Raw genomic sequence first — 26335 nt, 5'->3', positions numbered from 1 at the left:
ACCCACCGCCCCGCGGGGCTGCCGGGCAAAACCCCGCGGGGTTTGCCGCCCTGGGCGGGTCTCTGTTCTGCGCTGGTGTTCAGTGGTTCTCCCCCAATGGGGGGGGGCGGGTAAGCCCCGCGCCGCCGCTGATCACTGCACGGCCCTGATGGCTTCGACCATCGCCTTCAGCTTGTCGTCCTTGACGTGCTTTTCGTAGACCGGTCCCATCGCGTCGATGAAGGGCTGCTTGTCCGGCGTCGTGATCTGCGAACCGGCCGCCTCGACCTTGGCACGCGATTCCTTGACCTTGGCGGCCCACAGCTCACGCTGCTTGGCGACGCTTTCCTTGGCGGCCGCTTTGAAGATCGCCTGGTCTTCCGGCGTCAGCTTGTCCCAGCTCGACTTCGCCATGACAAAGGCTTCCGGCACCATCGTGTGCTCGTCGAGCGAATAGTGCTTGGCGACTTCCGCATGCTTAGCGGTGTCGTAGCTCGGAAAATTGTTCTCCGCGCCGTCGATGACCCCGGTTTCGATCGCCGAATACACCTCGCCATACGGCATCGGCGTCGCGTTGGCGCCGAGTGCGGCCACCATGTCGACGAAGATGTCGGACTGGATGACGCGGAATTTCAAGCCGGCCATATCGGCTACAGTGTTGATCGGCTTCTTCGAATTGTAGAAGGAGCGCGCGCCGCCGTCATAAAAGGCGAGCAGCACCAGCCCGACCTGTTCGAACGCCGCCGCGATCTGGTCGCCGACTGGTCCGTCCATGACCTTGTGCATATGGTCTTCCGAGCGGAAGATGTAGGGCAGCGAGGGCACGGTGGTTTCGGGGATGAGTCCGTTGAACGGCGCCATCGAGACGCGGTTGAGGTCGATCACGCCGGAGCGCACCTGCTCGATCGTGTCCTTTTCCTCGCCGAGTTGCGCGGAATGATAGACATCGACCGAATAGCGGCCGGCCGTACGCTCCTTCACCAGCTCGCCAAAATATTTGACAGCCTCGACCGTCGGATAGCCGTCCGGGTGCGTGTCGGACGAGCGCAGGACCGTCTGGGCGCTTGCCGTTCCGGCCATCAGTGCGGCGGCCAGTAGCGTAGCTCCCGCCAGTCTAGAAAAATGCAGCATTGGTTCCTCCCGTTTGAACGATGGCGGCAAGCGCCGTTAGAGCCGGTACGCCTTTTTCGCGAGCGTATAGGCAAGTTCCTGCGCCAACTCGTGCGCCTCGTCCTCGCGGAGCCGGTGCTCGGCGACGAGACGCGCAAGAAAGGCGCAATCGACCCGACGCGCCACATCGTGGCGAGCCGGGATGGATGGAAAGGCGCGGGTGTCGTCGTTGAAGCCGACGGTGTTGTAGAAGCCGGCTGTCTCGGTGGTCATCTCGCGGAACCGGCGCATGCCCTCCGGGCTGTCGTGGAACCACCAGGCCGGCCCGAGCTTCAGCGCCGGATAGACGCCGGCGAGCGGCGCCAGTTCGCGCGCATAGCTGGTCTCATCGAGCGTGAAGAGGATGACGGTGACGTCGCGCTCCAGCCCGACGCAATCGAGCAGCGGCTTCAGCGCCGTCACATAGTCGGTTCTGGTCGGGATATCGAAACCCTTGTCCCTGCCGAACTTGTGGAAGACGGCAGGCGAATGATCGCGCCAGGAGCCGGGATGGATCTGCAGGACGAGCCCATCGTCGCGGCTCATCTTGGCCATCTCGGTCACCATCTGGGCGCGAAACAGTTTTCGCTCACGCTCGTCGTCCGAGCCCCGGCGGATGCGGTTGAACAGCTCCTGCGCGGCGGCATCCGACAGATTGGCGGTCTCCGCTGTCGGATGGCCGTGATCCGACGCGGTCGCGCCAAAACTTTTGAAGAAGGCCCTTCTCTGGCGATGCGCATCGAGATAGCCGGCCCAGCTGCCGGTGTCGCAGCCGGTGATGTCGCCGAGCCGATCGAGATTGGCAGAAAAGCCTTCGAAATCGGGATCGACGACGGCGTCCGGCCGATAGGCGGTGACGACGCGGCCCTCCCAGCCGCTGTCGCGGATCATCTGGTGCCATCTGAGATCGTCGAGCGCGCCTTCGGTCGTCGCGATGACCTCAATGTTGAAGCGCTCGAACAGGGCTCGCGGGCGAAAATTCTCCCACTGCAGCAAGGTCGAGATCGTGTCGTAGTGGGCGTCGGCGGTTGCGGCCGTCAGCGGCTCTTCGATGCCGAACAGGTAGGCAAGCACATGGTCGAGCCATAACCGCGTCGGCGTGCCGCGGAACAGATAATAGTGCTCGGCGAAGCGGCGCCAGATCGTCCTGCCGTCGGTCTCCACCGGTGAGCCGTCGAGCGTTGGCACGCCGAGATCCTCGAGCCGGACGCCCTGGCTGAACAGCATGCGGAAGATGTAATGGTCCGGCACAACAAGCAATTGCGCTGGATCGGAAAACGCCTCGTTGAGCGCATACCAGCGCGGATCGGTGTGACCGTGCGGGCTGACGATCGGCAGATCCTTGACAGCGGCGTAGAGATCGCGGGCGAGCGACAGCGGACGCGCCTCCGAGGGAAACAGCAGATCCGGATCGGTCAATGCGGCCACGTCGTTCCTCCCAACCCGGCCATCGGTAGGATCGGAAAGAAATAATGTCAACATACAAAAAATAGATTGTTGTATGATGACTTTAACGCGCCGTCAGCCCATTGTGCGGGAACGAAACGGATGTTACGCCGCATGCTGGCCACGCCCGGCACGAGCTCGATCAGACGCATCGCACGATGACAGACAGACGCCTTTCCAACAGCACGCGGCAGGCATTGCCGGCTTCGGTCGCGGTCCCCGGATACGACCGCAACCGTGTCGTACCCGGCATCGTCCATCTCGGCGTCGGCGCATTCCACCGCGCCCATCAGGCAGCCTATGTCGACGACTGCCTGGAGGCAGGAGAGACGGATTGGGGCATTGTCGGCGTCTCGCTGCGAAGCGCCGACACACGCGACGCGCTGGCGCCGCAGGACGGACTTTACACGCTGGCGGTCAGGAGCAGCGACAGCGAAAGCCTGCGCGTCGTCGGCTCGATCCTGTCGATGCTGGTGGCGCCGGAAGATCCCGGTGCGGTGCTGGCCGCGCTGACTGATCCGCGCACCGCCATCGTCACACTGACGATCACCGAAAAAGCCTATCTCAGGGCGGCGGGTGGCGGATTGGACACAGCCCATCCCGACATCGTCCACGATTTAGCCAACCCGCAAATGCCGCGGACGGCGCATGGTTTTCTGGCCGAATCGCTTGCGCGCCGCCGCGTCGCCGGTATCCAGCCATTCACCGTGCTGTGCTGCGACAATCTCCCTGCCAATGGCGCCACGCTGCGCCGGCTGCTGGTCGAATTCGGCGCTTTGCGCGGTACCGATCTCGCCCGCCACATCGCTGACGAGGTGGCATTTCCGTCGAGCATGGTCGATCGCATCGTGCCGGCGACCACCGATGCCGACCGGGCACGGATATCGGGCCAGCTCGGCGTCGTCGACGCCTGGCCTGTCATGACCGAGCCGTTCTGCCAATGGGTGGTCGAAGACGATTTCCCGGCGGGCAGGCCGGCCTGGGAAAGGTTCGGCGTCACCATGGTCGGTGACGTCGGGCCGTTCGAGGACATGAAACTGCGCCTGCTCAACGGCTCGCATTCGGCGATCGCCTATCTTGGCCTGCTCAGCGGCTATGAGACGGTCGACCGCGCCTTCGCCGATCCGGCGATCCGGCAATTCGTTGACGGATTGTGGGCCGAGGCGATCACGACACTGCCGAAAGACGCCGGGCTCGACACGACCGACTACACGGCCCAGCTCGCCAAGCGTTATTCGAACACCGCGCTCGCCCATCGGACGGCGCAGATCGCCAATGATGGCAGCCAGAAACTGCCTCAGCGCATCATTGCCTCGGCAATGGAGCGGATGAGTAACGGTGCCCCGCCCGCCTATCTGATGCTGGTGGTGGCCGCCTGGATCGCGGCTTGCGAGGCGCGCGGCAAAGCCTTGCCGGAAAACCACTTCACCGACCCGCTCGACTTGGCTTTGGCCGCACTCGACACTCGGCATCTGTCGGCTGGCGAAGCGGTGGTGGCGGTGTTCGACCTGGCCGGCTTCGCCAAGGGCGGTGCCGAGCGCCTGACGCTGATCGACCTCGCGGCCGCCCATCTCGAACGCCTGCGCCAGGGCGGCGTGGCTGCTGCTTTCACAGCGCTGGGCATTGAGGGCGAAAAGCTCTGAGGCCGGCCTGCAACGCGCCATGCGCGCGGTAGATCGCGAACGGGCTGAGGCACTTACCTTCTCCCCTTGTGGGAGAAGGTGGCCTCGCGAAGCGAGGTCGAATGAGGGGTGCTCCAGCTTGGCGCCGACAGCACTCCGTCCAACACCCCTCTTCCGTCTTGGCGCTGCACGCCAATCCACCTTCTCCCACAAGGGGAGAAGGCAAGAGGGCGCCCCGCCCTATGCCGGCAAAATCGCGCCTTCGAGTGTGGTGAGCTGGCTAAGGAACTGCTCGGCCTTACTGCGCGTCTCGTCGTCCTTGGCGTCGGCGACGTCTTCCCTGGCTTCCTGGATACGGCGGGCGAGGTCGGCGCGGTCGATGTCGCCGACGGCTACAGCCGATTCGGCCAGCAGCGTGCAGCCGGCCGGAACAATGTCGGCAAAGCCGCCGAACACGACGTAGCGCTCTGCCTTGCCTTCTGCGGTCTTCACCGTGACGACGCCGGGCTTGATCGTGGTCATGACCGGCGCGTGATGGGCCATGACGGTCATTTCGCCTTCGGCGCCGGGAATGACGACGGATTCGACCTGCTCGGAAACCAGCAGGCGCTCCGGCGAGACCAGTTCGAATTTGAAAGCTTCAGGCATGATCAACTCAGCGAATGGTGAATGGTGAATGGTGAATGGTCCGAAAGACCTTCACTCAGCCTCGATTTCCTGTCCGCTGCTCCCCATTCACAATTCACTATTGACCATTCACCAATCACGCCGCTTCGGCCGCCAGGCGCTGTGCCTTCTCGACCGCTTCTTCGATGCCGCCGACCATGTAGAAGGCGGCTTCCGGCAGGTGGTCGTAGTCGCCGTTGCAGAGGCCCTTGAAGCCCTTGATAGTGTCGGCGAGATCGACCAGCTTGCCCGGCGCGCCGGTGAACACTTCGGCGACGAAGAAGGGCTGCGACAGGAAGCGCTCGATCTTGCGGGCGCGGGCCACCGTCTGCTTGTCCTCTTCCGACAGCTCGTCCATGCCCAGGATGGCGATGATGTCCTGCAGCGACTTGTAGCGCTGCAGGATCGACTGCACCTGGCGGGCGACCTGGTAGTGCTCTTCGCCGACGACCATCGGGTCGAGCATGCGCGAGGTCGAATCGAGCGGATCGACGGCCGGATAGATGCCCTTTTCCGAGATCGCGCGGTTGAGCACGGTCGTCGCGTCAAGGTGGGCGAACGAGGTCGCCGGCGCTGGGTCGGTTAGATCGTCGGCCGGCACGTAGATAGCCTGCACCGAGGTGATCGAGCCCTTGGTCGTCGTCGTGATGCGCTCCTGCAGCGCGCCCATGTCGGTGGCCAGCGTCGGCTGATAGCCCACGGCCGAGGGGATACGGCCGAGCAGCGCCGACACTTCGGAGCCCGCCTGCGTGAAGCGGAAGATGTTGTCGACGAAGAACAGCACGTCCTGGCCCTGGTCGCGGAAATATTCGGCAACTGTCAGCCCGGTCAGGCCGACGCGGGCGCGTGCGCCCGGCGGCTCGTTCATCTGGCCATAGACCAGCGCCGCCTTGGATCCTTCGCCGCCGCCCTTCTTGTTGACGCCGGACTCGATGAACTCGTGATAGAGATCGTTGCCTTCGCGGGTGCGCTCACCGACGCCGGCGAACACCGAGAAGCCGCCATGCGCCTTGGCGACGTTGTTGATCAATTCCTGGATCAGCACCGTCTTGCCGACGCCGGCGCCGCCGAACAGGCCGATCTTGCCGCCGCGGGCATAGGGTGCCAGCAGGTCGAGAACCTTGATGCCGGTGACCAGGATTTGTGCTTCCGTCGACTGCTCGACATAGGTCGGCGCCGGCTGGTGGATGGAGCGCATCTCGATGCCGTCGACCGGGCCTGCCTCGTCAACCGGCTCGCCGATGACGTTGATGATGCGGCCGAGCATGCCCGGACCGACCGGCACGGTGATCGGCGCGCCGGTGTCATAGACGTCCTGGCCGCGAACCAGACCTTCGGTCGAGTCCATGGCGATGCAGCGCACCGTGTTCTCGCCGAGATGCTGCGCCACCTCGAGCACGAGGCGATTGCCGACATTGGACGTTTCCAGGGCGTTCAGGATCGCCGGCAGATGTTCGCCGAACTGCACGTCGACAACGGCGCCGATGACCTGGCGAACCTTGCCGGCCAAGCCGGTCTTGTTGATGGCAACGGTCGGCGCCTTCGCCGCGGCAGCCTTGGCGGGCGCTGCCGCCTTCTTGGCCGGAGCCGCCTTCGCTGCCACTGCCGGAGCCTTTGCCGGTGCTGCCGCCGTCGCGGCGGTCTTCGGGGCCGCCTTCTGGGGGGTCGCTGCTTTCGCCATCGTCTTTACCCTTTTCGTCTCTTTGTTTCTCACGCGATCCGCCTGAAGGTCGCGACCTTCATGGGAGCGCGCCTAGAGCGCCTCGGCGCCCGAAATGATTTCGATCAATTCCTTGGTGATCTGCGCCTGCCGCTGGCGGTTGTAGGTGATCGACAATTTGTTGATCATGTCGCCTGCGTTGCGCGTCGCATTGTCCATGGCGCTCATCTTGGCGCCCATCTCGCCGGCGGCGTTTTCGAGCAGGGCGCGAAAAACCTGTACGGAAATGTTGCGCGGAATGAGATCGGAGAGGATTTCGCCCGGCTCCGGCTCGTATTCATAGACGGCACTGCCGCCGTCCGTCGCTTCGGCGGTAGCGGTAGGCACGCCTGCCGGGATGATCTGCTGGGTTGTCGGGATCTGGCTGATCACCGATTTGAACTGCGAGTAAAACAGCGTGCAGATGTCGAAGCCGCCCTCGTTGAAGAGCTGGATGACCTTCTTGGCAATGCCATCGGCATTGACGAAGCCCAGCGTCTTCACCTCGCGCAAGTCGACGCGCTCGAGGATCAGCGCCGCATAGTCGCGACGCAGGATGTCGAACCCCTTCTTGCCGACGCAGATGATCTTGACCTGTTTCCCGTCGGCCAAAAGCTTGCGGATGTGGTCGCGGGCAAGGCGTGCGATCTGCGAATTGAAGCCGCCGCACAGACCACGCTCGGCGGTGCAGACGACGAGCAGATGCACGTCGTCCTTGCCGGTGCCGGTCATCAGCGCCGGGGCCTCGCCGCCGCCGCCGATCGCCTGGGTGATGTTGGCCAGCACCGCGCCCATGCGCTCCGAATAGGGGCGCGCTGCTTCCGCCGCCTCCTGCGCGCGGCGCAGCTTCGCCGCGGCGACCATCTGCATCGCCTTGGTGATCTTCTGCGTCGCCTTGACCGAGGCGATACGGTTACGAAGGTCTTTTAGTGAAGGCATGCTTCAAACCTAATCCCGTCCGTCCGGCCGTCGTTCAAGCAAAGGTCTTGGCGAAGGTGTCGATCTCCGCCTTCAGCTTGGCGCGCAGATCGTCCGACAGCGCCTTCTCCTTGCGGATGCCGTCGAGCACCTCCTTGCCGGCCGAGCGCATGTGGCTGAGCAAGCCATGCTCGAATTTGCTGACCTGGTCGATCGCCAACTTGTCGAGATAGCCGTTGACGCCGGCGAAGATCACCGCGACCTGTTCTTCGACCCTGAGCGGCGAGAACTGCGGCTGCTTCAGGAGTTCGGTCAGGCGTGCACCGCGGTTGAGCAGGCGCTGCGTCGCGGCGTCGAGGTCGGAGCCGAACTGGGCGAAGGCCGCCATTTCGCGGTACTGCGCGAGCTCGCCCTTGATGGAGCCGGCGACCTGCTTCATCGCCTTGATCTGCGCCGAGGAGCCGACGCGCGACACCGACAGGCCGACATTGACCGCCGGGCGGACGCCCTGGAAGAACAGATTGGTTTCCAGGAAGATCTGGCCGTCGGTGATCGAGATGACGTTGGTCGGGATATAGGCCGACACGTCGTTGGCCTGGGTCTCGATAATCGGCAGAGCCGTCAACGAGCCGCCGCCATTGTCGTCATTGAGCTTGGCGGCCCGCTCCAGCAGGCGCGAATGAAGGTAGAAGACGTCGCCCGGATAGGCTTCGCGGCCAGGCGGGCGGCGCAGCAGCAGCGACATCTGGCGATAGGCGACGGCCTGCTTCGACAGATCGTCATAGCTGATCAGCGCGTGCATGCCGTTGTCGCGGAAATATTCGCCCATCGTGCAGGCGGTGAACGGCGCCAGGAACTGCATCGGCGCCGGATCGGAAGCGGTGGCGGCGATGATGATCGAATAATCGAGCGCGCCGCGCTCTTCGAGAACTTTCACGAACTGCGCAACGGTCGAGCGCTTCTGGCCGACGGCGACGTAGACGCAGTAGAGCTTTTCCTTCTCCGGGCCGTGCTCGTGCACCGATTTCTGGTTGAGCATTGTGTCGAGGATGATCGCGGTCTTGCCGGTCTGGCGATCGCCGATGACCAGCTCGCGCTGGCCGCGGCCGACCGGGATCAGCGCATCGATGGCCTTGAGGCCGGTCGACATCGGCTCGTTCACCGATTTGCGCGGAATGATGCCGGGCGCCTTGACGTCGACGCGCTTGCGCTCGGTCGCCTGGATCGGGCCCTTGCCGTCGATCGGGTTGCCGAGCGCATCGACGACGCGGCCGAGCAGGCCCATGCCGACCGGCGTATCGACGATGGCGCCGGTGCGCTTGACGATATCGCCTTCCTTGATGTCTCGGTCGGCGCCGAAGATGACGACGCCGACATTGTCAGCTTCGAGATTGAGCGCCATGCCGCGGATGCCGCCGGGGAATTCGACCATCTCGCCGGCCTGGACATTGTCGAGGCCGTAGACGCGGGCGATGCCGTCACCGACGGACAGAACCTGGCCGACTTCGGAGACCTCGGCCTCCTTGCCGAAATTCTTGATCTGGTCTTTCAGAATTGCGGAAATTTCCGCGGCGCGGATGTCCATCAGCCGACCTCTTTCAGTGCAAGCTTGAGCGAATTGAGTTTGGTTTTGAGCGACGTATCGATCTGGCGCGAGCCTATCTTGACCACCAGCCCGCCGAGCAACGACGGATCGACGGTCACGGTGATCGCGACATCCTTGCCGGCAACGCTTTTCAGCGCCGCCTTCAGCTCGGTTTGCTGGGCGTCGGTCAGCGCATGCGCCGAGGTCACTTCAGCGGCGGTCTCGCCACGATGCTCGGCGGCGATCTGGCGGAATGCCTTGATCATGCCGGGAATGGCGAACAGACGGCGGTTCTGGGCGACGACGCGCAGGAAATTGCCGGTGAGGCCGGTGATCCCTGCCTTGTCGGCGATCGCCGCAATGGCCTTGGCCTGGTCCTCGCTGGAGAACACCGGGCTGTTGATCAGGCGGGTCAGATCAGCACTGCCTTCGAGCATCGCCGCGAAACTGTTGAGGTCGGCCTCGACCTGGCCGACCGAATTCGCCTGGAGCGCGAGCTCGAACAGCGAACCCGCATAGCGCTCTGCGACACCTGAGATTGGCGATGACGATTGGGCCACGGACCGTCTTTTCTCTTGTCTGACAGGCCGCAGATTATTGGCGCGAGCGAAAACTCTGGCTAAATCTTTGACCTTACTGCATTTTTCCAAGCACGAAGACGCGGCTTCCGCTATCCCCGGCCGAAAGTCGATTGCCGTCTAGCACAGGCATTTTAAGACCGCAATGCGTCGCCCCGCATGGTTTTCAGGCACTATTGTCGCATCCGGCGGCGCGGTTCGACCGCCGGTCCCGAATTAGCCTTTGATTCAAGGCACAAAGCCGAAAGCGAAGGCAAGCGGCAGCGCCGCCAGCACCAGTTCGACCACGATGGACGCCCAGTTGAAAGGTGTGTTGGCGCTGTCCGACATCATCGACAGCAGGCGACCGAAGGCGGTGAACAGCCAGGAAAAGCCAAGCGCCATGTAGAGCAGCGGTTGCGCCAGCAGAATGCAGCACAGGCCGACGCCGAGATAGAAGCCTGACATCCTGCCGCGCCCTTCGGCGATCGCCGCCGCCTTTTCGGGCTTGACCTGCAGTCTGAGTATCCGGAAAGCCAGTGCCGGCGCCAGGAACAACATCAGCCCGAACAGCAAGGTCACGACGGCGCTCGACCACGCCAGCCATTCGCCCTGGCTCATCGGCCACGGAAACGCAAATTCCATACTGTCCCCTCGCAAATGGCTGTTTCGAAATTTCGGGCATTCTAGCGAAGGAAGAGACATGCGCCAGATGCGCGTCACGAATTACGGGCGCGCATCAGTTCAACGCGAACACGACCGCCGCCTCGGTATGGATGCGCGTCGTACCAAGAGCTTCATGACGGGCTGTTCCTCCTTTTTGGAACGCTATGCATTATGACCACATGAGACCACACAGGGAGTGAGGCGCTCGAGGTGTGGTGCTGGAATATATTGCAAGACCCGCCTGCGGCCGACTAGACTAACTCCAAACGCCTCACAAAAAGCTCTGCGGGTCGATGTCGACCTGCACGCGCACCGAGCCCCGCAGCTTCGGTCCCTCGGCCAGCATGGTGCGGATGAACCCTTGCATGTCGGCGCGCCGCTCGCCCTGGATCAGCAGGCGAAAGCGATGGCGGCCGCCGATCAGCGACAGCGGCGCCTCGGCCGGGCCGAGCACGAACAGATCGGCGGCCTGAGGTGCGGCGCGCCGCAAACCCCGCGCATGGCCCTCCGCTTCCGCCCGCGTCGCAGCACTGACGATGACGCCGGCGAGCCGGCCGAAAGGCGGCAGCACCGCCCGCTCGCGCTCAGCGATTTCGCGCTCGTAAAAAGCCTCGGCGTCGCCGGAGACGATCGCCCGCATGACCGGGTGGTCGGGCTGGAAGGTCTGCAGCAGGCCAAGGCTCTTCTTGCCGGTGCGGCCGGCGCGGCCGGTCACCTGGCTGAGTAGCTGGAAGGTGCGTTCGGCGGCGCGCGGATCGCCATTGGCCAGGCCGAGGTCGGCGTCGACCACGCCAACCAGTGTCATGTTGGGGAAATTGTGGCCCTTGGCGACGAGCTGCGTGCCGATGACGATGTCGGCCTCGCCATTTGCGATGGCTTCAAGCTCCAGCCTCAGCCGCCGCACGCCGCCCATCAGGTCGGACGACAGGACGATGGTGCGGGCGTCGGGGAAATGCGCGACGACCTCTTCGGCGATGCGCTCGACGCCCGGCCCGCAGGCGACCAGATGGTCGAGCGTGCCGCATTCCGGGCAGGCCTCGGGCCGCCGTTCATTGTGCCCGCAATGGTGGCAGACGAGCTGGCCGCGAAAGCGGTGCTCGACCAGCCAGGCCGAGCAGACCGGGCAACCGAAGCGATGGCCGCAGACCCGGCACAGCGTCAGCGGCGCATAGCCGCGCCGGTTGAGGAACAGCAGTGACTGTTCCTTCTTCTCCAGTGTCTGGCGCATATGGCCAAGCAGCACCGGCGACAGGAAGCCGCCGCGTGCCGGCGGGGCGCGGCGCATGTCGATCGTCTTCAGGTCGGGAAGCGCCGCCTCGGCAAAGCGCGCCGAAAGCACCGCCCTGCTATAGCGGCCTTGGCTCGCATTGACCCGGCTTTCGACCGACGGTGTCGCCGAGACGAGCACGACCGGAAAGCCGCCGATGTGGCCGCGCACCACCGCCATGTCGCGGGCATTGTAGAAGACGCGGTCTTCCTGCTTGTAGGCAGGGTCGTGCTCCTCGTCGACGACGATCAGCCCAAGCTCCCTGAACGGCAAAAACAGCGCCGAACGCGCGCCGGCAACGACGCGCACGCCACCCTCCGCCACCTGCCGCCAGACACGCTCGCGCATCCTTGGCGGCAGGTCCGAGTGCCATTCGGCCGGCTTGGCGCCGAACCGTTCCTGGAAGCGCTCGAGGAAGGCGTGGGTCAGCGCGATCTCCGGCAGCAGGATCAGCACCTGCTTGCCGCGGTCGAGCGCCGCCGACACCGCCTCGAAATAGACCTCGGTCTTGCCCGATCCGGTCACCCCGTCGAGCAGCGTGACGCCGAATGCGCCGGCCGCGACATTGCTGCGCAGCATCTCGGCTGCATCGCGCTGGTCCGGCATCAGCGATGGCTGGGCGTAGCCTGGGTCGGGTGCTGCGACCACCGGTCGCGGCGGGATCATGACGGTCTCGAACACGCCTTGCGCCTTCAGCCCGTCGATCACCGTCGACGACACGCCGGCCGCATGCGCCAGCCCGGACCGCGTCCAGGCGAGCCCGCCTTCGGCTGTCTCCAGCACGCGCATCCTCGCATCCGTCACACGGTCGGGTCTGGCCAAGGTGCGTTGCAGCCCTTCGATCCACGGTTCCGGGTCGAAGGCCTCCGGCGCCCGCAGCAGCATACGCGCCACCATGCCGGGCGGCGACAGCGTGTATTGCGCGATCCAGTCGACGAAGCGGCGCATAGCGCGGTCGATGGGCGGGCAGTCGAAGACCTGCTCGATCGGGCGCAGTTTTTTGGCATCGACCTTTTCGACGGCTCCGTCCCAGACGATGCCGGCGACCTGGCGCGGGCCGAGCGGAACGCGCACGATCGAGCCCGGCACCACGCGCATGCCGGCGGGCACGGCATAGGTGTAGGGGCGCTCGGCGGGCATCGGCACCAGCACCGGTGCGGCCGCGACAAAGGGCGAATCTTCGATCATGAGGCGTGACCTTGCCCCGACTTTGGTCTAGATCAAAGTCCGACCCCAAATGTGCATGACACGCACTAGAGCGACGTGCGTCCATCCGGACGCACAAAGTACGCTCTAGAACTTTAAACCTCGCATCGTGCTTCCGAAAATCGATTCGATTTTCGGGCCGATGCGATAAAAATCTTCAGGAGACCGTCATGAAATTTTTTGTCGACACCGCCGATGTCAAGGAAATCCGTGAACTGAATGATTTGGGGCTGCTCGACGGCGTCACCACCAATCCTTCGCTGATCCTCAAATCCGGCGGCAAGATCGCCGACGTCACAAGAGAGATCTGCGAGATCGTCAAGGGACCGGTCTCGGCCGAAGTCGTCGCCACCGAATACAAGGACATGATGGCGGAGGCCAAGATCCTGGCAAGGATCGCCGATAATGTCTGCATCAAGGTGCCGCTGACGCTCGACGGCCTGAGGGTCTGCAAGGACATCCGGTCGGACGGCCGCATGGTCAATGTTACGCTGTGCTTCTCGGCCACCCAGGCGCTGCTCGCCGCCAAGGCCGGTGCCTCCTTCATCTCGCCCTTCGTCGGCCGCATCGACGACAGCGGCTGGGACGGCATGGAGCTGATTGCGGATATCCGCACCATCTACGACAATTATGATTTCCAGACCGAGATCCTGACCGCCTCGGTGCGCACGGTGAACCATGTCAAGCAGGCCGCACTGATCGGCGCCGACGTCATCACCGCGCCGCCGGCGACGCTGAAGGCGCTGGTCAAGCACCCGCTGACCGACAAGGGCCTGGAGCAATTCCTCGCCGACTGGGCCAAGACCGGCCAGACAATCGGCTGAAATCAAGACGCGGTGTTCACATAAAAAAGGCCGACCAATCGGCCTTTTTTTTTGCGCCATCAATTAGGCCTCGGCGGTAACCGGAACGTCTCGGCCCAAGCCGAAAAATTCTAACCGGCCACTGTCTTGCCGTGCTTGACCAGATCCTGCGCGATCGACAGGCGCAGCAGATCCGCCAGCTCGCGCGCCGCGCGGTTCTCGGCGTCGATTTGCGCCCGGTAGGAGGCAAACTCCTGACGCGGCCTGTCGAAGGACGACGCTATCGAGCGCTTGCCGGTCGCGATGGTCTTGCCGGTCCTGGCGTCGGTCAGGAGATAATTCGCGGTCAGTGTCACCGTGCCCGCCGTTGGCTCGTCGTCATCGGTCGTGATCTGCACGGTTGCAGCGGATTCAACAAGTTCGGTAACGCCGAGATCGAGCGAATAGGCGGGCGACGCCGGCTCGCCCGCACCCTGGCCGAGCGCGAAGATCAGATTGTTGCGGACCTGCTGGGCGTAACGGGTGTTGACCGGTTTGACCGAGATGGACCCGAGTTCGGCGGCAGCCCCGACTTGCGAGCCCGCCGACAGCGGCGCGCTCGAATAGAGCGGGCGCACCGTGCAGGCCGAAACCAGCGCAACCGAAGCGACCAGGCCATACAGCGTTATACGGCGCAGCAAATGCGTCACTTCTGTCTTCCTCGGATCAGGCAACGACATTGACGATCCTCTGCGGGACGATGATCACCTTGCGCGGTGCCCTACCTTCAAGCGCTTTCTGCACGAAGTCGAGAGCCAGAACCGCTTTTTCGACGGCACCTTGGTCCGCGTCGCGGGCAATTGTCAAATCGCCGCGCTTCTTGCCGTTGACCTGAACCGGCAGCACGATCTCGCTGTCGACGACAAGCGCCGGATCATAGACGGGCCAAGGCCGTTCGGCGACCAGATCGGTACCGCCGAGCGTCTGCCAGCATTCCTCGGCCAAATGCGGCATGACCGGCGCAATCAGATGGACGAGGATGTCGACGGCCTGCCGGCAGGCAGCCTTGAGCGCCGGATCGGCCTTGCCTTCGGCCGCCTCGTTGAGCGGCGTGTTGAGCGCATTGGCGAGTTCGTAGATGCGGGCGATGGCGCGGTTGAAGGCGAGCTTTTCAATGTCCTCGCCCACCGATTTCAGGATCTTGTGCGCGGCCTTGGAAACAGTCCCTGCCTCGCCCTGCTGCGCCGCTGCCGGCTGGATTCCGGCGAGCGATTCGGCGGCTGTCGACACCAGGCGCCAGATACGCTGGATGAAGCGGTGCGCGCCGGCGGCGCCCTCGTCGGTCCATTCGACGTCACGTTCGGGCGGCGAGTCCGACAGCATGAACCAGCGCGCGGTGTCGGCGCCGTAGCCGTCGGTGATCTCTTCGGGGCTCACCGTGTTCTTCTTCGACTTCGACATTTTTTCGAGCGGGCCGATCACCGCCTCTTCGCCGGTCGCGATTTCTATGGCTCGGCGCTTGCCATCGACGTCCTCCAGCCGCACCTCGCTGGGCGCAAGCCAGCGGCTGTTCCCGCCACTGCCGACCCGATAGGTCTCGTGCACCACCATGCCTTGCGTGAACAGACCCCTGAACGGCTCGGCGAGGTCGACATGGCCGGTCTCACGCATGGCGCGGGTGAAGAAGCGCGAATAGAGCAGGTGTAAAATGGCGTGCTCGATGCCGCCAATATACTGGTCGACCGGCAGCCATTCGGTAGCTGCCTTGGCATCGGTTGGGTCGTTCGCCCGGGGCGCGGTGAAGCGCGCGAAATACCACGACGAATCGACGAACGTGTCCATCGTGTCGGTTTCGCGGCGCGCATCCTTGCTGCATTGCGGGCATTTGACGTGCCGCCAGGTCGGATGGCGGTCGAGCGGATTGCCCGGCCGGTCGAATTCGATGTCGTCGGGAAGCTTGACCGGCAGGTCCGCCTTCGGCACCGGCACGACGCCGCAATCCTCGCAATGGATCATCGGGATCGGGCAGCCCCAGTAGCGCTGGCGCGAAATGCCCCAGTCGCGCAGGCGGAAGTTGACCTTGCGCTCGGCCATCGGCCGGTTGCCGATGGTCTTTTGTTCCAGCAGCTTGGCCACTTCGTCGAACGCCTGATCAGGCTTCATGCCGTCGAGGAAGCGCGAATTGATCATCACGCCGTCGCCGACATAGGCCTCGTCGATGATCTGGAAGTTTCCCTGGATCTCGCCTTCCGGCATCACCACCGGAATGACCGGCAGGCCATATCGGTTAGCGAAGTCGAGGTCGCGCTGGTCACCGGACGGGCAACCGAATATGGCGCCGGTGCCGTACTCCATCAGCACGAAATTGGCGACATAGACAGGCAGCGTCCAGTTCGCGTCGAACGGATGGACGACTCGTATACCGGTATCCATGCCCTTTTTTTCGGCCGTATCCAGCGCCGCCACCGAAGTGCCCATGTGGCGAACCTCGTCGATGAACTTGGCCAGCGCCGGATTGTCTTCGGCCGCCTTCTTGGCCAGTGGATGGTCAACTGCGACCGCCATGAAGGAGGCGCCGAAGATGGTGTCAGGCCGCGTCGTGTAGACCTCCAGCTCACCCTCGCCAGCAATCGGCGCGGCCAGCGGCCAGCGGATCAGCAGGCCTTCCGAACGGCCGATCCAGTTCGCCTGCATCAGCTTGACTTTTTCTGGCCACTCGTCGAGGCCCTCCAGCGAGTCCAGCAGGTCCTGCGCATAGTCGGTGATCTTGAAGAACCACTGCGTCAGCTCGCGCTGTTCGACCAGCGCACCGGAGCGCCAGCCGCGTCCCTCGATGACCTGCTCGTTGGCAAGCACCGTCATGTCCTCCGGATCCCAGTTGACCTTGGAGGATTTGCGCGTCACCAGCCCCTTCTCGACGAAATCGAGGAACAGCATCTGCTGGCGGTGGTAGTAGTCGACATCGCAGGTGGCGAATTCGCGCGCCCAGTCGAGCGACAGGCCCATGACCTTGAGCTGCTCGCGCATGGCGGCAATGTTCTGATAGGTCCAGTCCTTGGGATGGACCTTGTTCTGCATCGCCGCGTTCTCGGCCGGCATGCCGAAGGCGTCCCAGCCCATCGGGTGCAGCACGTTGAAACCCTTGGCCCGCTTGTAGCGCGCCACCACGTCGCCCATCGTGTAGTTGCGGGTATGGCCGATATGGATGCGCCCCGACGGATACGGAAACATCTCGAGCACGTAGTATTTCGGACGCGGGTCGTCGTTGTCAGCCTCGAACAGCTTCTTGGCGTCCCAGGCCTTCTGCCATTTGGGCTCTGATGCGCGCGGATTGTATCGTTCGGTTGCCATTGGATGTTTTTCACTTAAAAAGCATGCGCGAACAGCCGGACATGCCCGGCGGCTCAGGAAATGTCGTCGCGGTGTTCACCATGGATTGCCGGACCCGTCAACTGCGACGCCCCGGCCAGAACAAAAACCAGAGTCAGGATATAGGCATGGCGAGCGCCGTCGAACAGTTTTTCACGGTCAAGGCGAGGATCGCCGCCGCCGAGCGCGAGGCAGGACGGCAAGCCGGCGCGGTGACGCTGGTCGCGGTCTCGAAGACCTTCAGCGCCGACGATATCCGCCCGGTCATCGACGCCGGCCAGCGCGTCTTCGGCGAGAACCGCGTCCAGGAAGCACAAGCCAAATGGCCAGCGCTGAAGCAAGCCTTCCCCGACATCGAGCTGCACCTGATCGGTCCGCTGCAATCGAACAAGGCGAAGGAAGCAGTCGCCCTGTTCGACGTCATCGAGACGGTCGATCGCGAGAAGATCGCCGCCGAACTCGCCAAGGAAATCGCCAGGCAAGGCCGGTCACCAAAACTCTACGTTCAGGTCAACACCGGCTCGGAACCGCAAAAGGCAGGGATCGAGCCGCGCGAAGCCGTACCCTTCGTTACGCGCTGCCGCGAGGTCCATGGTCTCGCCATCGAAGGCCTGATGTGCATTCCGCCGGCCGATGAGAATCCCGGCCCGCATTTCGCGCTGCTGGAAAAGCTCAGCACGGAGGCAGGGGTGGAGGCGCTTTCGATGGGCATGTCCGGCGACTATGAAACCGCGATCGCCTTCGGTGCAACCAGCATCAGGGTCGGCTCGGCGATCTTCGGCAGCCGCTAGCGGACAGTTGGTCCAGAGCCACCCGGCCGTTACGCCAACAAGTAGAAACGAAACGTATCGTTCCTATATCGACCGGGTCATTCCAAAACTTTCCGGAGCCGCACCATGCGCTACAGTCAACTTGGAAACACGGGGATGTTTGTCTCCGAACTGTGTCTCGGCACCATGACCTTCGGCGCCGCCGACCAAAACAACCAATGGGGCCTGATCGCCAGCCTCGACCAGGATGGCGTCGACAGGATCGTCCAGCGCTCGCTCGCCGCCGGCATCAATTTCTTCGACACGGCCGATGTCTATTCCTTCGGCGCATCGGAACGGTTTCTCGGCCAGTCGCTGCGCAATCTCGGCATCGAGCGGCAGGACGTGATCATCGCCACCAAAGTCCATGGCGCCATGGGCGACGGCCCCAACCAGCGCGGCTCCTCGCGCGGCCACATCATAGATTCGGTCGACGGCAGTCTCGAACGGCTGCAACTGGACCATATCGATCTCTATCAGCTGCACGGCACCGACGCGGTAACGCCGATCGACGAGACGCTCAGGGCGCTCGACGATCTGGTTGCCAGCGGTAAGGTCCGCTATGTCGGCGTCTCGAACTGGGCGGCCTGGCGCATCGCCAAGGCATTGGGCATCGCCGAACGCAAGGGCTTTGCCCGTTTTGAGACGGTCCAGTCCTACTATTCGATCGCCGGCCGCGATCTGGAGCGCGAGATCGTGCCGCTGCTCAACGAGGAGAAGCTTGGGCTGATGGTCTGGTCGCCGATGGCGGGCGGGCTGCTTTCCGGCAAATACGGACCCGGCGCGCCTGGCAATGGCGAGGGCCGCCGCGCCAGCTTCAATTTCCCGCCGGTCAATGAAGACCGCGCCTGGGCGGCGGTCGCCGTCATGCGCGAGATCGCCGGCAAGCACGGCGTCAGCGTCGCCACGGTGGCACTTGGCTATGTCTTGGCCAAGCCTTTCGTGATGAGCGTGATCATCGGCGCCAGCCGCATGGAGCAGCTCGAACAGAACCTTGCCGCCACCGAGTTGAAGCTCGACAGCGACGATCTTGCTCGTCTCGACGAAGTCAGCGCGCTGCCATCCGAATATCCGGGCTGGATGCTCGAGCGCCAAGCGGCTGGCCGGCGTCCGGCGCCCTTTGCGGAGAAGAAGTAAATCTCATCTTCGATTTCGGGAGCCGGCGGGCTCCCGATCTTTCTTGGGCTCAGCTCAGCCGGACCGTCTCGACCAGAAAGTCGAGAAAGGCCCGCACTCGGGCCGGCAAATGTTTGCCCTGGCCGACGTAAACAGCGTGGGTAAGCTCCTCGTCGCCGGGGTTGAAGTCCTCCAGAAGCGGGACCAGCCGGCCGGCGGCGATGTCGGGCTCGACATGCCAGCGCGCCAGCCGGGCGATGCCAGTGCCCGAAAGCGCCATCAGCCGCATCGCCTCGCCGTCGCTGACCAGCGCGTTTCCGGTGATCGGGACGATGAAGGCGTCGCCGGCCGCAGCGACGAAGGGCCAGCCGTCGACATGGCGCACGAAGCAGAAACCCATCCGGTTGTGATGATCGAGATCGGCCGGCGTTTGGAGCGCGCCATGCGTCCTGATGTACGATGGCGCGGCGACGACGACCAGCCGGCTCTGCCCGAGCTTGCGCGCCACCAAACGTGATTCGCCGAGCGGCCCGGCGCGGATGGCGACATCGGCGCGCTCCTCCATCAGGTCGATGACATTGTCGGTCAAAACCAGATCGATGGCGATTTCCGGATAGCGTTCGAGAAAGCGCGGCAAGAGCGGGATCAGCCGGTGCTGCCCGAACGGCACGTAGCTGTTGACCCTTAGCCGGCCGCGCGGCGCAGCACCAGCCGCCGCCTCGCGCTCGGCTGCCGCCATGTCGGCCAGGATGCGCACGCCGCTGTCGAAGAACGCCGCGCCTTCCGGTGTCAGTTGCAGCTTGCGCGTCGAACGGCTGATCAGCCGCGCGCCAAGCCGCGCCTCCAGCCGCGCAATCAGCTTGCTCACCGCCGACGGCGTCATCCGCAGCATCCGCGCCGCAGCAGAAAAACTGCCCGCTTCGACGACACGGACAAACACTTCGATCTCGCCGGAGCGGTTGATGTCAGGCCTCGCCATTCGTGAATCTATTTCACAGACAATGTGCCCGACGCAAGGCTGGTTCACAGCACATGGCAACACGATCTTCCGGGTCGGGGCGCAGGAGGACACGGCGTCCTGTCGTCAAAACTGCTGTCATCGGAGTGGGAACCGCAATGCCTCTTGCACTTTATGCTCTCGCCGCTGGTGCGTTCGGCATCGGTGTCACCGAATTCGTCATCATGGGCCTGCTGCTCGACGTCAGCGCCGATCTCGGCGTCTCGATCTCGGCCGCCGGCCAGTTGATCTCCGGCTATGCGCTGGGCGTCGTCATCGGCGCGCCGCTGCTGACGATCGCCACCGGCCGCTGGCCGCGCAAGACCGTGCTTCTGGCGCTGATGGCGGTCTTCACGCTGGGCAACCTCGCCTGCGCGCTGGCCCCCGACTACTGGACGCTGATGGCTGCCCGCGTGCTCACCGCCTTCGCCCACGGCACCTTCTTCGGCGTTGGTTCGGTGGTTGCGACCGGGCTGGTGGCGCCCAACAGGAAGGCCTCGGCGATCGCCCTGATGTTCACCGGCCTGACCATCGCCAACATCCTCGGCGTGCCCTTCGGCACCTGGCTCGGCCAGGCCTTCGGCTGGCGGGCGACCTTCTGGGCGGTAACCCTGGTCGGCATCGTCGCCTTCGCCATCATTCTCCTGCTGGTGCCGCGCAGCCCGGCAGCGCTGGAAAAGAGCGACCTGCGCGGCGATCTCGCCGTGCTCGGCCGCGCCCCGGTTCTGCTTGGCTTCGCCACCACCGTGCTTGGTTATGCCGGCGTCTTCGCCGTCTTCACCTATATCGCCCCCCTGCTGACCGAGATCACCGGTTTTGCGGAAGCGGCGGTGTCGCCGATCCTGCTTGTCTTCGGCGGCGGCCTCATCGCCGGCAATCTCGCCGGCGGCAAGTTCGCCGACCGCTGGCTGGTGCCTTCCGTCCTCGGCAGTCTCGTTGTGCTGGCGCTGGTGCTCGGCACGATGACCTTCGCCCTGCACAGCCGGGCGATGGCCGTCATCCATGTCGGCCTGCTCGGCGCCGCCGCCTTCGCCACCGTAGCGCCGCTGCAGATGTGGGTGCTGGAAAAGGCTGAAGGCGCCGGCCAGAGCCTCGCCTCGTCCTTCAACATCGCCGCCTTCAACCTCGGCAACGCCGCCGGCGCCTGGCTCGGCGGCATGGTCATCGCGCATGGCCCCGGCCTCGGCGCCGTCACCTGGGTCGCCGCCCTGCTGCCGCTCTCGGCGCTCGCCGTGGCGTGGCTGGCGCTGCGCCTCGATCGCCCGACGCTTGGAGAACCGGCATCTGCCCGCTCGTAGCAACCCGACGAACCCCTTAGACATCACAGGAGAAAAAGATGGATTATCGACGTCTTGGCGCCTCGGGCCTGAAGGTTCCGGCGCTCTCGTTCGGCGCTGGAACCTTCGGCGGCTCGGGGCCGCTGTTCGGCGCCTGGGGCAACAGCGATGCGACGGAAGCGCGGCGGCTGGTCGACATCTGCCTGGAGGCCGGCGTCAACCTATTCGACACCGCCGACGTCTATTCGAACGGAGCCTCCGAGGAAGTGCTCGGCGCGGCCGTCAAGGGCCGCCGCGATGCCGTGCTGATTTCGACCAAGACCTCGCTGCCGATGGGCGACGGACCCAATGATGCCGGGTCCTCCCGTTCGCGCCTCATCAACGCGGTCGAGGACGCGCTCAAGCGTCTCGGCACCGATTACATCGACCTGCTGCAGCTGCATGCTTTCGACGCCGCAACGCCGATCGAGGAAGTGCTGTCGACGCTGGACAGTCTCGTGCGCGCCGGCAAGCTGCGCTATGTCGGCGTCTCCAACTTTTCCGGCTGGCAAGTGATGAAATCGCTCGGGCTGGCGGACAAGCACGGCTACCCGCGCTACGTCGCCCATCAGGTCTACTATTCGCTGGTCGGGCGCGACTATGAATGGGAGTTGATGCCGCTCGGCCTCGACCAGGGCGTTGGCGCGCTGGTGTGGAGCCCGCTCGGCTGGGGCCGCCTGACCGGCAAGATCCGCCGCGGCGAGCCACTGCCGGAAAAAAGCCGGCTGCACGACACCGCAAGCTTCGGGCCGCCGGTCGAAGACGAGCTGCTCTACAGGGTTGTCGATGCGCTCGAAGCCGTGGCCAGGGAAACCGGCAAGACCGTGCCGCAGATCGCCATCAACTGGTTGCTGCAGCGGCCGACCGTCGCCTCTGTGATTATCGGCGCGCGCACCGAGGAACAGCTGCGCCAGAATCTTGGTGCCGTCGGTTGGTCATTGACATCAGACCAGATCAAGACGCTCGACGCAGCAAGCGCGGTGACCGCAGCCTATCCGTATTTTCCGTATCGCCGGCAGGAGGGTTTTGCCCGGCTGAGCCCGCCTGCGGTTTAATGCGCGCGGGCCGCCAGGCCGCGGGACAGCGCCCCCTATGGCCTGCCGGACATCTCCCCCACAAGGGGGAGATCGGCAGCTTCGCTGATCGTGCCACTCTTTCACAACGCTGGAGATCTGGCGAAAGCCGCTGCAACGTCCGATCTCCCCCTTGTGGGGGAGATGCCAAGTTTTGGCAAAGAGGGCAGGACAGAGGGGGGCGCCGGAAAACGCGGACCTCAACAGCCATACAACTGCAAGCTGACATCCTGCGCCGTTGCCCTAAACTAATGCAGCACGAACTCGCCATCGAGCTTCCGCCACTCATTGGGCGCGATCAGCTTCTGGTGCGAATAGCTCACCGAATGCAGCGGACCATCGAGCTTGGCCTGCCAGAATTCGATGAACCGGATCAGCACCGGAAATTTCGGAGCGATGTCATAGTCCTGCCAGATGAAGCTCTGCAGCAGATGCGGGTGATCGGGAAAATGATAAAGGATCTTGGCCGTGGTCAAGCCGTAGCCCTTGAGCATCAGGTCCATTTCGGAATGGTCGCGCATCGCGGTCCCCTGGTTGATTCTCCTTTCCTCCCAATTTGAAATTGTGCGCGCTATTTGCTTAATCGTCTATTGATATTTCGTAGTTAAAGGCCGGATTTACGACACAAAAACATGCAGTTAGCAGCGATCGTTGTCGAGTGCTGATAGCGGCGAAAACGACCTCTGCGGCATCCCGCCGCGCGAATCCAACGTCTAATGTTGCCGTCACCGCGGAACTGTTAATAATGCGCGCGAATTCGCGGCCGCTTCGCCGCGATGCCGCTCGGCGAGCAAGTCGGGCGGCCTGGTTTCGGGAGGAAGGCAAAGATATGTCCGAGGTTCATGTCCATCGCGTCCAGCCGGCGTGGAAGAAGAATGCGCTGATCGATAATGACACCTACCTGAAATGGTACGCCGACAGCGTGAAGAACCCGGACAAGTTCTGGGGCAAACACGGCAAGCGCATCGACTGGTTTAAGCCCTACAGCAAGGTCAAGAACACCTCCTTCGACGGCAAGGTCTCGATCAAATGGTTCGAGGACGGCCAGACCAATGTTTCCTGGAACTGCATCGACCGGCATCTGAAGAAGCGCGGCGACCAGACCGCCATCATCTGGGAAGGCGACAATCCCTACGACGACAGGAAGATCACCTATAACGAGCTCTACAGGCATGTCTGCCGGCTCGCCAATGTGATGAAGAAGCACGGCGTTAGGAAAGGCGACCGCGTCACCATCTACATGCCGATGATCCCGGAAGCCGCCTATGCGATGCTCGCCTGCACGCGGATCGGCGCCATCCATTCGGTGGTCTTTGGCGGCTTTTCGCCGGACGCGCTGGCCGGCCGCATCGTCGACTGCGAATCGACTTTCGTCATCACCGCCGATGAAGGCCTGCGCGGCGGCAAGTCCATTCCCTTGAAGGAGAACACGGACAAGGCGATCGACATCGCCGCGAAGAACTTCGTGATGGTCAACAAGGTCGTGGTCGTGCGCCGCACCGGCGCCAAGGTTGGTTGGGCTCCGGGGCGCGACGTCTGGTACCATGACGAGATCGCGACAGTTGAGGCGGAATGCAAGCCGGAGAAGATGAAGGCAGAGGACCCGCTGTTCATCCTTTACACATCGGGCTCGACGGGCAAGCCGAAGGGCGTGCTGCACACCACCGCCGGCTATCTCGTCTATGTCTCGATGACCCACCAATATGTCTTCGACTACCACGACGGCGACATCTACTGGTGCACCGCCGATGTCGGCTGGGTCACCGGCCACAGCTATATCGTCTACGGGCCGCTCGCCAACGGCGCCACCACACTGATGTTCGAAGGCGTGCCGAACTATCCGTCGCAATCCCGCTTCTGGGAGGTCATCGACAAGCACAAGGTCAACATCTTCTACACCGCGCCGACGGCTTTGCGCGCGCTGATGGGTGCCGGCGACGCCCATGTCACCAAAACCTCGCGCAAATCGCTGCGCGTGCTCGGCACGGTCGGCGAGCCGATCAACCCGGAAGCCTGGGAGTGGTATTTCGATGTCGTCGGCAACGGCAAGGTGCCGATTGTCGACACCTGGTGGCAGACCGAGACCGGCGGCATCCTGATCACGCCGCTGCCCGGCGCCACCCCGCTCAAGGCAGGTTCCGCGACGCAGCCGTTCTTCGGCGTCAAGCCGCAACTGGTCGACGGCGACGGCAAGGTGCTGGAAGGCGTTGCCAGCGGCAATCTCTGCATCGCCGATTCGTGGCCGGGCCAGATGCGTACCGTCTATGGCGATCACGAGCGCTTCGTGCAGACCTATTTTTCGACTTACAAGGGCAAGTATTTTACCGGCGACGGCTGCCGCCGCGACGCCGACGGCTACTACTGGATCACCGGCCGCGTCGACGACGTCATCAACGTCTCCGGCCACCGCATGGGCACGGCCGAGGTCGAATCCGCGCTGGTTTCGCACGAGAAAGTCTCCGAAGCCGCCGTCGTCGGCTACCCCCACGACATCAAGGGCCAGGGCATCTACTGCTACGTCACATTGATGGCTGGCGAGAAGCCGAACGAGGAGTTGCGCAAGGAACTTGTCGCCCACGTCCGCAAGGACATCGGCGCCATCGCCACGCCCGACAAGATTCAGTTCGCTCCGGGCCTGCCGAAAACCCGCTCGGGCAAGATTATGCGTCGCATCCTGCGCAAGATCGCCGAGGACGATTTTGCCGCGCTCGGCGATACCTCGACGCTGGCCGACCCGGCGGTCGTCGACGACCTCATCGCCAACCGGCAGAACAAGCGGGCATAAGAAACATCCGGTCGACGTTCGGCGGAAACCCGATCGGATGAGATCGGCTCGCTCCCGCTCTACCGATAAAGGTCCGCCCGCGTCGGCGGCAGTCCGCTCGGGCCCCGCGCGCGCTTGGTGACGACGGTCTGGAAAATCTGCGCCGAGGCGCGTTCGAAAGTGATCGAACAGCCGGTGAGATAAAGCAGCCAGAGGCGCGCCTTGGCTTCGCCGACCTCGGCGATCGCTTCATCGAAGCGTGCGTGGAGGCGCTCGGCCCACAGACGGCAGGTGCGGGCGTAGTGCTCGCGCAAATTCTCGACATCGTAGACAAGAAAGCCGTGCGCTTCGAGATTGCCGAGCGTCATGCCGATCGTGTCGAGTTCGCCGCCGGGAAAGATGTATTTGATCAGCGCTTTGAATTCCGGGCCCTTGCGCAAGGTCTTCTTGATGCTGCCCTTGTCGCGCCGGGTGATGGCGTGATGCAGATAGATGCCGCCCGGCTTGAGCAGGCGACGAATGGTCGAGAAATAGGCGGCGTGGTTGGCCAGCCCCAGATGCTCGAACATCCCGATCGACGAGATCTTGTCGAAGGAGCCGGACAGCTCGGCATAGGACTTTATCTCGATGGTGATGCGATCCTCCAGTCCCTCAGCACGGATGCGCTCGCGGGCGAGCTGGGTCTGGGCTTCCGACAGCGAGACGCCATGGCCGACGACGCCGTAATTTTTCGCGGCATGGATGAGCATGGCTCCCCAGCCGCAGCCGATGTCGAGCAGCCTTTCGCCGGGCTTCAGCCGCAGCTTGCGGCAGATATGATCGAGCTTGTCCTTCTGCGCTTGGTCGATGCCATTGGCGAAATCGGTGAAATAGCCGCAGCTATAGACCATGCGTTCGTCGAGGAAGAGCCGGTAGAAGGCGTTCGAAATGTCGTAGTGGTGCTGGATTGCCTGCCTGTTCGACCCGCTGACGAAGGGGTTGCGCCCGGAAAGGTCGGTCCGCGCCGTCATCTGTTTTCGCGAAAACAGCACGGCTGGCAGGTCGCGCAGGACCGCGAGCTTGGGCAACGACTTGAGCTTCGCCCTGAGCTTGCCCTGCGCAGGCAGAGCGTAGAAATCGAACAGCGACCCGTCTTCCACGTCGATGGTCTTGGAAATCCACATTTCGATCAGCGTCGAGAGGTTGGGCCGCCGCATCACCTGCCAGACGATGTCCTGGTCGTTGATGGTGACCACGGGGCCGGTGGCGGGGCCGATCCGCTCGCCGTTCCACAGCTTGACCGCGAAACCCGGCTTCAACGTCTCGATAACCGTTCGAACGATCCGTGCGGCTCTCTCGGCTGCCTCCAT

At 63.8% G+C, this 26335-nt stretch carries 22 protein-coding genes; 8 read left to right on the top strand and 14 right to left on the bottom strand.

What is annotated here, in order from left to right; all coding sequences use genetic code 11:
* Positions 1 to 132: 132 nt before the first annotated feature.
* Positions 133 to 1110, bottom strand: coding sequence for a TRAP transporter substrate-binding protein (locus AC0L2C_RS27550; protein ID WP_287050659.1), 978 nt, complete (start codon positions 1108 to 1110; stop codon positions 133 to 135).
* Positions 1111 to 1146: 36 nt separating this feature from the next.
* Positions 1147 to 2556, bottom strand: a complete 1410-nt coding sequence (gene uxaC / locus AC0L2C_RS27545) for a glucuronate isomerase (protein ID WP_128168581.1) — start codon at positions 2554 to 2556, stop codon at positions 1147 to 1149.
* Between the two features lie 176 nt (positions 2557 to 2732).
* Here uxaC and AC0L2C_RS27540 point away from each other — a divergent pair, with 176 nt between their 5' ends.
* Positions 2733 to 4217 carry a mannitol dehydrogenase family protein gene (locus tag AC0L2C_RS27540; protein ID WP_128173609.1) on the top strand — a complete coding sequence of 495 codons (1485 nt, stop codon included), beginning with the start codon at positions 2733 to 2735 and terminating at the stop codon, positions 4215 to 4217.
* Positions 4218 to 4436: 219 nt separating this feature from the next.
* Here AC0L2C_RS27540 and AC0L2C_RS27535 read toward each other — a convergent pair whose 3' ends face one another.
* The 6 genes from AC0L2C_RS27535 to AC0L2C_RS27510 form a co-directional block, all read right to left on the bottom strand.
* A complete protein-coding gene (locus AC0L2C_RS27535) occupies positions 4437 to 4844 on the bottom strand; it encodes a F0F1 ATP synthase subunit epsilon (RefSeq protein WP_027154563.1) in 408 nt (135 codons plus the stop codon).
* A gap of 115 nt (positions 4845 to 4959) precedes the next feature.
* Complete coding sequence (gene atpD / locus AC0L2C_RS27530) at positions 4960 to 6543, bottom strand: F0F1 ATP synthase subunit beta (protein ID WP_287180037.1); 1584 nt, start codon at positions 6541 to 6543, stop codon at positions 4960 to 4962.
* A 72-nt stretch (positions 6544 to 6615) separates the two neighbouring features.
* Positions 6616 to 7500 (bottom strand): F0F1 ATP synthase subunit gamma, encoded by an 885-nt coding sequence (locus tag AC0L2C_RS27525; RefSeq protein WP_023800085.1) that lies wholly within the window; start codon positions 7498 to 7500, stop codon positions 6616 to 6618.
* Positions 7501 to 7534: 34 nt separating this feature from the next.
* Entirely contained in the window at positions 7535 to 9064 is a 1530-nt protein-coding gene (gene atpA, locus AC0L2C_RS27520) for a F0F1 ATP synthase subunit alpha (RefSeq protein WP_023800086.1), read from the bottom strand.
* Positions 9064 to 9624, bottom strand: a complete 561-nt coding sequence (locus AC0L2C_RS27515) for a F0F1 ATP synthase subunit delta (protein WP_023800087.1) — start codon at positions 9622 to 9624, stop codon at positions 9064 to 9066. The genes atpA and AC0L2C_RS27515 overlap by 1 nt, the downstream gene beginning before the upstream one ends.
* Before the next feature lie 246 nt (positions 9625 to 9870).
* Entirely contained in the window at positions 9871 to 10266 is a 396-nt protein-coding gene (locus AC0L2C_RS27510; protein WP_023800088.1) for an AGROH133_08824 family phage infection protein, read from the bottom strand.
* A 58-nt stretch (positions 10267 to 10324) separates the two neighbouring features.
* Here AC0L2C_RS27510 and AC0L2C_RS27505 point away from each other — a divergent pair, with 58 nt between their 5' ends.
* Positions 10325 to 10462, top strand: coding sequence for a hypothetical protein (locus tag AC0L2C_RS27505; RefSeq protein WP_288142248.1), 138 nt, complete (start codon positions 10325 to 10327; stop codon positions 10460 to 10462).
* A gap of 96 nt (positions 10463 to 10558) precedes the next feature.
* On the opposite strand, the gene AC0L2C_RS27500 is transcribed toward AC0L2C_RS27505, so the two are convergent.
* Positions 10559 to 12742 (bottom strand): primosomal protein N', encoded by a 2184-nt coding sequence (locus AC0L2C_RS27500; protein WP_473524903.1) that lies wholly within the window; start codon positions 12740 to 12742, stop codon positions 10559 to 10561.
* Positions 12743 to 12930: 188 nt separating this feature from the next.
* Here AC0L2C_RS27500 and fsa point away from each other — a divergent pair, with 188 nt between their 5' ends.
* Entirely contained in the window at positions 12931 to 13584 is a 654-nt protein-coding gene (fsa, locus tag AC0L2C_RS27495) for a fructose-6-phosphate aldolase (protein ID WP_473524902.1), read from the top strand.
* Between the two features lie 110 nt (positions 13585 to 13694).
* On the opposite strand, the gene AC0L2C_RS27490 is transcribed toward fsa, so the two are convergent.
* Both AC0L2C_RS27490 and leuS read right to left on the bottom strand, forming a co-directional pair.
* The gene (locus AC0L2C_RS27490; RefSeq protein WP_128168587.1) at positions 13695 to 14282 is read right to left on the bottom strand and encodes an LPS assembly lipoprotein LptE; all 588 of its coding nucleotides are present in this window, start codon (positions 14280 to 14282) and stop codon (positions 13695 to 13697) included.
* Positions 14269 to 16893 carry a leucine--tRNA ligase gene (gene leuS, locus AC0L2C_RS27485; RefSeq protein WP_473524901.1) on the bottom strand — a complete coding sequence of 875 codons (2625 nt, stop codon included), beginning with the start codon at positions 16891 to 16893 and terminating at the stop codon, positions 14269 to 14271. The genes AC0L2C_RS27490 and leuS overlap by 14 nt, the downstream gene beginning before the upstream one ends.
* A 146-nt stretch (positions 16894 to 17039) precedes the next feature.
* Here leuS and AC0L2C_RS27480 point away from each other — a divergent pair, with 146 nt between their 5' ends.
* Positions 17040 to 17702, top strand: coding sequence for a YggS family pyridoxal phosphate-dependent enzyme (locus AC0L2C_RS27480; protein ID WP_023800093.1), 663 nt, complete (start codon positions 17040 to 17042; stop codon positions 17700 to 17702).
* 105 nt (positions 17703 to 17807) lie between these two features.
* Positions 17808 to 18857, top strand: a complete 1050-nt coding sequence (locus tag AC0L2C_RS27475; protein WP_128248071.1) for an aldo/keto reductase — start codon at positions 17808 to 17810, stop codon at positions 18855 to 18857.
* A 49-nt stretch (positions 18858 to 18906) separates the two neighbouring features.
* On the opposite strand, the gene AC0L2C_RS27470 is transcribed toward AC0L2C_RS27475, so the two are convergent.
* Positions 18907 to 19815, bottom strand: a complete 909-nt coding sequence (locus tag AC0L2C_RS27470) for a LysR family transcriptional regulator (protein WP_023800095.1) — start codon at positions 19813 to 19815, stop codon at positions 18907 to 18909.
* A gap of 137 nt (positions 19816 to 19952) precedes the next feature.
* On the opposite strand from AC0L2C_RS27470, the gene AC0L2C_RS27465 reads away from it, so the two are divergent.
* Together AC0L2C_RS27465 and AC0L2C_RS27460 are read left to right on the top strand one after the other, a co-directional pair.
* Positions 19953 to 21131: an MFS transporter gene (locus AC0L2C_RS27465; RefSeq protein ID WP_128248072.1), complete on the top strand. Its 1179-nt coding sequence runs from the start codon at positions 19953 to 19955 to the stop codon at positions 21129 to 21131.
* Between the two features lie 38 nt (positions 21132 to 21169).
* A complete protein-coding gene (locus tag AC0L2C_RS27460; RefSeq protein ID WP_287294801.1) occupies positions 21170 to 22204 on the top strand; it encodes an aldo/keto reductase in 1035 nt (344 codons plus the stop codon).
* 266 nt (positions 22205 to 22470) lie between these two features.
* On the opposite strand, the gene AC0L2C_RS27455 is transcribed toward AC0L2C_RS27460, so the two are convergent.
* A complete protein-coding gene (locus tag AC0L2C_RS27455; protein WP_128248074.1) occupies positions 22471 to 22743 on the bottom strand; it encodes an usg protein in 273 nt (90 codons plus the stop codon).
* A 308-nt stretch (positions 22744 to 23051) separates the two neighbouring features.
* On the opposite strand from AC0L2C_RS27455, the gene acs reads away from it, so the two are divergent.
* Entirely contained in the window at positions 23052 to 25007 is a 1956-nt protein-coding gene (gene acs / locus AC0L2C_RS27450) for an acetate--CoA ligase (RefSeq protein WP_128248075.1), read from the top strand.
* Between the two features lie 59 nt (positions 25008 to 25066).
* On the opposite strand, the gene AC0L2C_RS27445 is transcribed toward acs, so the two are convergent.
* Complete coding sequence (locus tag AC0L2C_RS27445) at positions 25067 to 26335, bottom strand: SAM-dependent methyltransferase (RefSeq protein ID WP_023800100.1); 1269 nt, start codon at positions 26333 to 26335, stop codon at positions 25067 to 25069.

The organism is Mesorhizobium sp. WSM4845, assembly GCF_055811455.1.
The sequence above is the reverse complement of the archived record's forward strand: the minus strand, read 5'-3'. Positions and strand labels throughout refer to the sequence as shown.

What these genes read in the sequence shown, in the direction of transcription:
- AC0L2C_RS27540 (WP_128173609.1), top strand. Translation starts at nt 2,733, where the DNA reads ATGACAGACAGACGCCTTTCCAACAGCACGCGGCAGGCATTGCCGGCT.
- leuS (WP_473524901.1), bottom strand. Translation starts at nt 16,893, where the DNA reads ATGGCAACCGAACGATACAATCCGCGCGCATCAGAGCCCAAATGGCAG.
- acs (WP_128248075.1), top strand. Translation starts at nt 23,052, where the DNA reads ATGTCCGAGGTTCATGTCCATCGCGTCCAGCCGGCGTGGAAGAAGAAT.
- AC0L2C_RS27505 (WP_288142248.1), top strand. Translation starts at nt 10,325, where the DNA reads ATGCGCCAGATGCGCGTCACGAATTACGGGCGCGCATCAGTTCAACGC.
- AC0L2C_RS27460 (WP_287294801.1), top strand. Translation starts at nt 21,170, where the DNA reads ATGGATTATCGACGTCTTGGCGCCTCGGGCCTGAAGGTTCCGGCGCTC.
- AC0L2C_RS27525 (WP_023800085.1), bottom strand. Translation starts at nt 7,500, where the DNA reads ATGCCTTCACTAAAAGACCTTCGTAACCGTATCGCCTCGGTCAAGGCG.
- fsa (WP_473524902.1), top strand. Translation starts at nt 12,931, where the DNA reads ATGAAATTTTTTGTCGACACCGCCGATGTCAAGGAAATCCGTGAACTG.
- atpD (WP_287180037.1), bottom strand. Translation starts at nt 6,543, where the DNA reads ATGGCGAAAGCAGCGACCCCCCAGAAGGCGGCCCCGAAGACCGCCGCG.
- AC0L2C_RS27470 (WP_023800095.1), bottom strand. Translation starts at nt 19,815, where the DNA reads ATGGCGAGGCCTGACATCAACCGCTCCGGCGAGATCGAAGTGTTTGTC.
- AC0L2C_RS27445 (WP_023800100.1), bottom strand. Translation starts at nt 26,335, where the DNA reads ATGGAGGCAGCCGAGAGAGCCGCACGGATCGTTCGAACGGTTATCGAG.
- AC0L2C_RS27535 (WP_027154563.1), bottom strand. Translation starts at nt 4,844, where the DNA reads ATGCCTGAAGCTTTCAAATTCGAACTGGTCTCGCCGGAGCGCCTGCTG.
- atpA (WP_023800086.1), bottom strand. Translation starts at nt 9,064, where the DNA reads ATGGACATCCGCGCCGCGGAAATTTCCGCAATTCTGAAAGACCAGATC.
- AC0L2C_RS27550 (WP_287050659.1), bottom strand. Translation starts at nt 1,110, where the DNA reads ATGCTGCATTTTTCTAGACTGGCGGGAGCTACGCTACTGGCCGCCGCA.
- AC0L2C_RS27480 (WP_023800093.1), top strand. Translation starts at nt 17,040, where the DNA reads ATGGCGAGCGCCGTCGAACAGTTTTTCACGGTCAAGGCGAGGATCGCC.
- AC0L2C_RS27475 (WP_128248071.1), top strand. Translation starts at nt 17,808, where the DNA reads ATGCGCTACAGTCAACTTGGAAACACGGGGATGTTTGTCTCCGAACTG.
- AC0L2C_RS27500 (WP_473524903.1), bottom strand. Translation starts at nt 12,742, where the DNA reads ATGATCGAAGATTCGCCCTTTGTCGCGGCCGCACCGGTGCTGGTGCCG.
- AC0L2C_RS27490 (WP_128168587.1), bottom strand. Translation starts at nt 14,282, where the DNA reads ATGTCGTTGCCTGATCCGAGGAAGACAGAAGTGACGCATTTGCTGCGC.
- AC0L2C_RS27465 (WP_128248072.1), top strand. Translation starts at nt 19,953, where the DNA reads ATGCCTCTTGCACTTTATGCTCTCGCCGCTGGTGCGTTCGGCATCGGT.
- AC0L2C_RS27455 (WP_128248074.1), bottom strand. Translation starts at nt 22,743, where the DNA reads ATGCGCGACCATTCCGAAATGGACCTGATGCTCAAGGGCTACGGCTTG.
- AC0L2C_RS27510 (WP_023800088.1), bottom strand. Translation starts at nt 10,266, where the DNA reads ATGGAATTTGCGTTTCCGTGGCCGATGAGCCAGGGCGAATGGCTGGCG.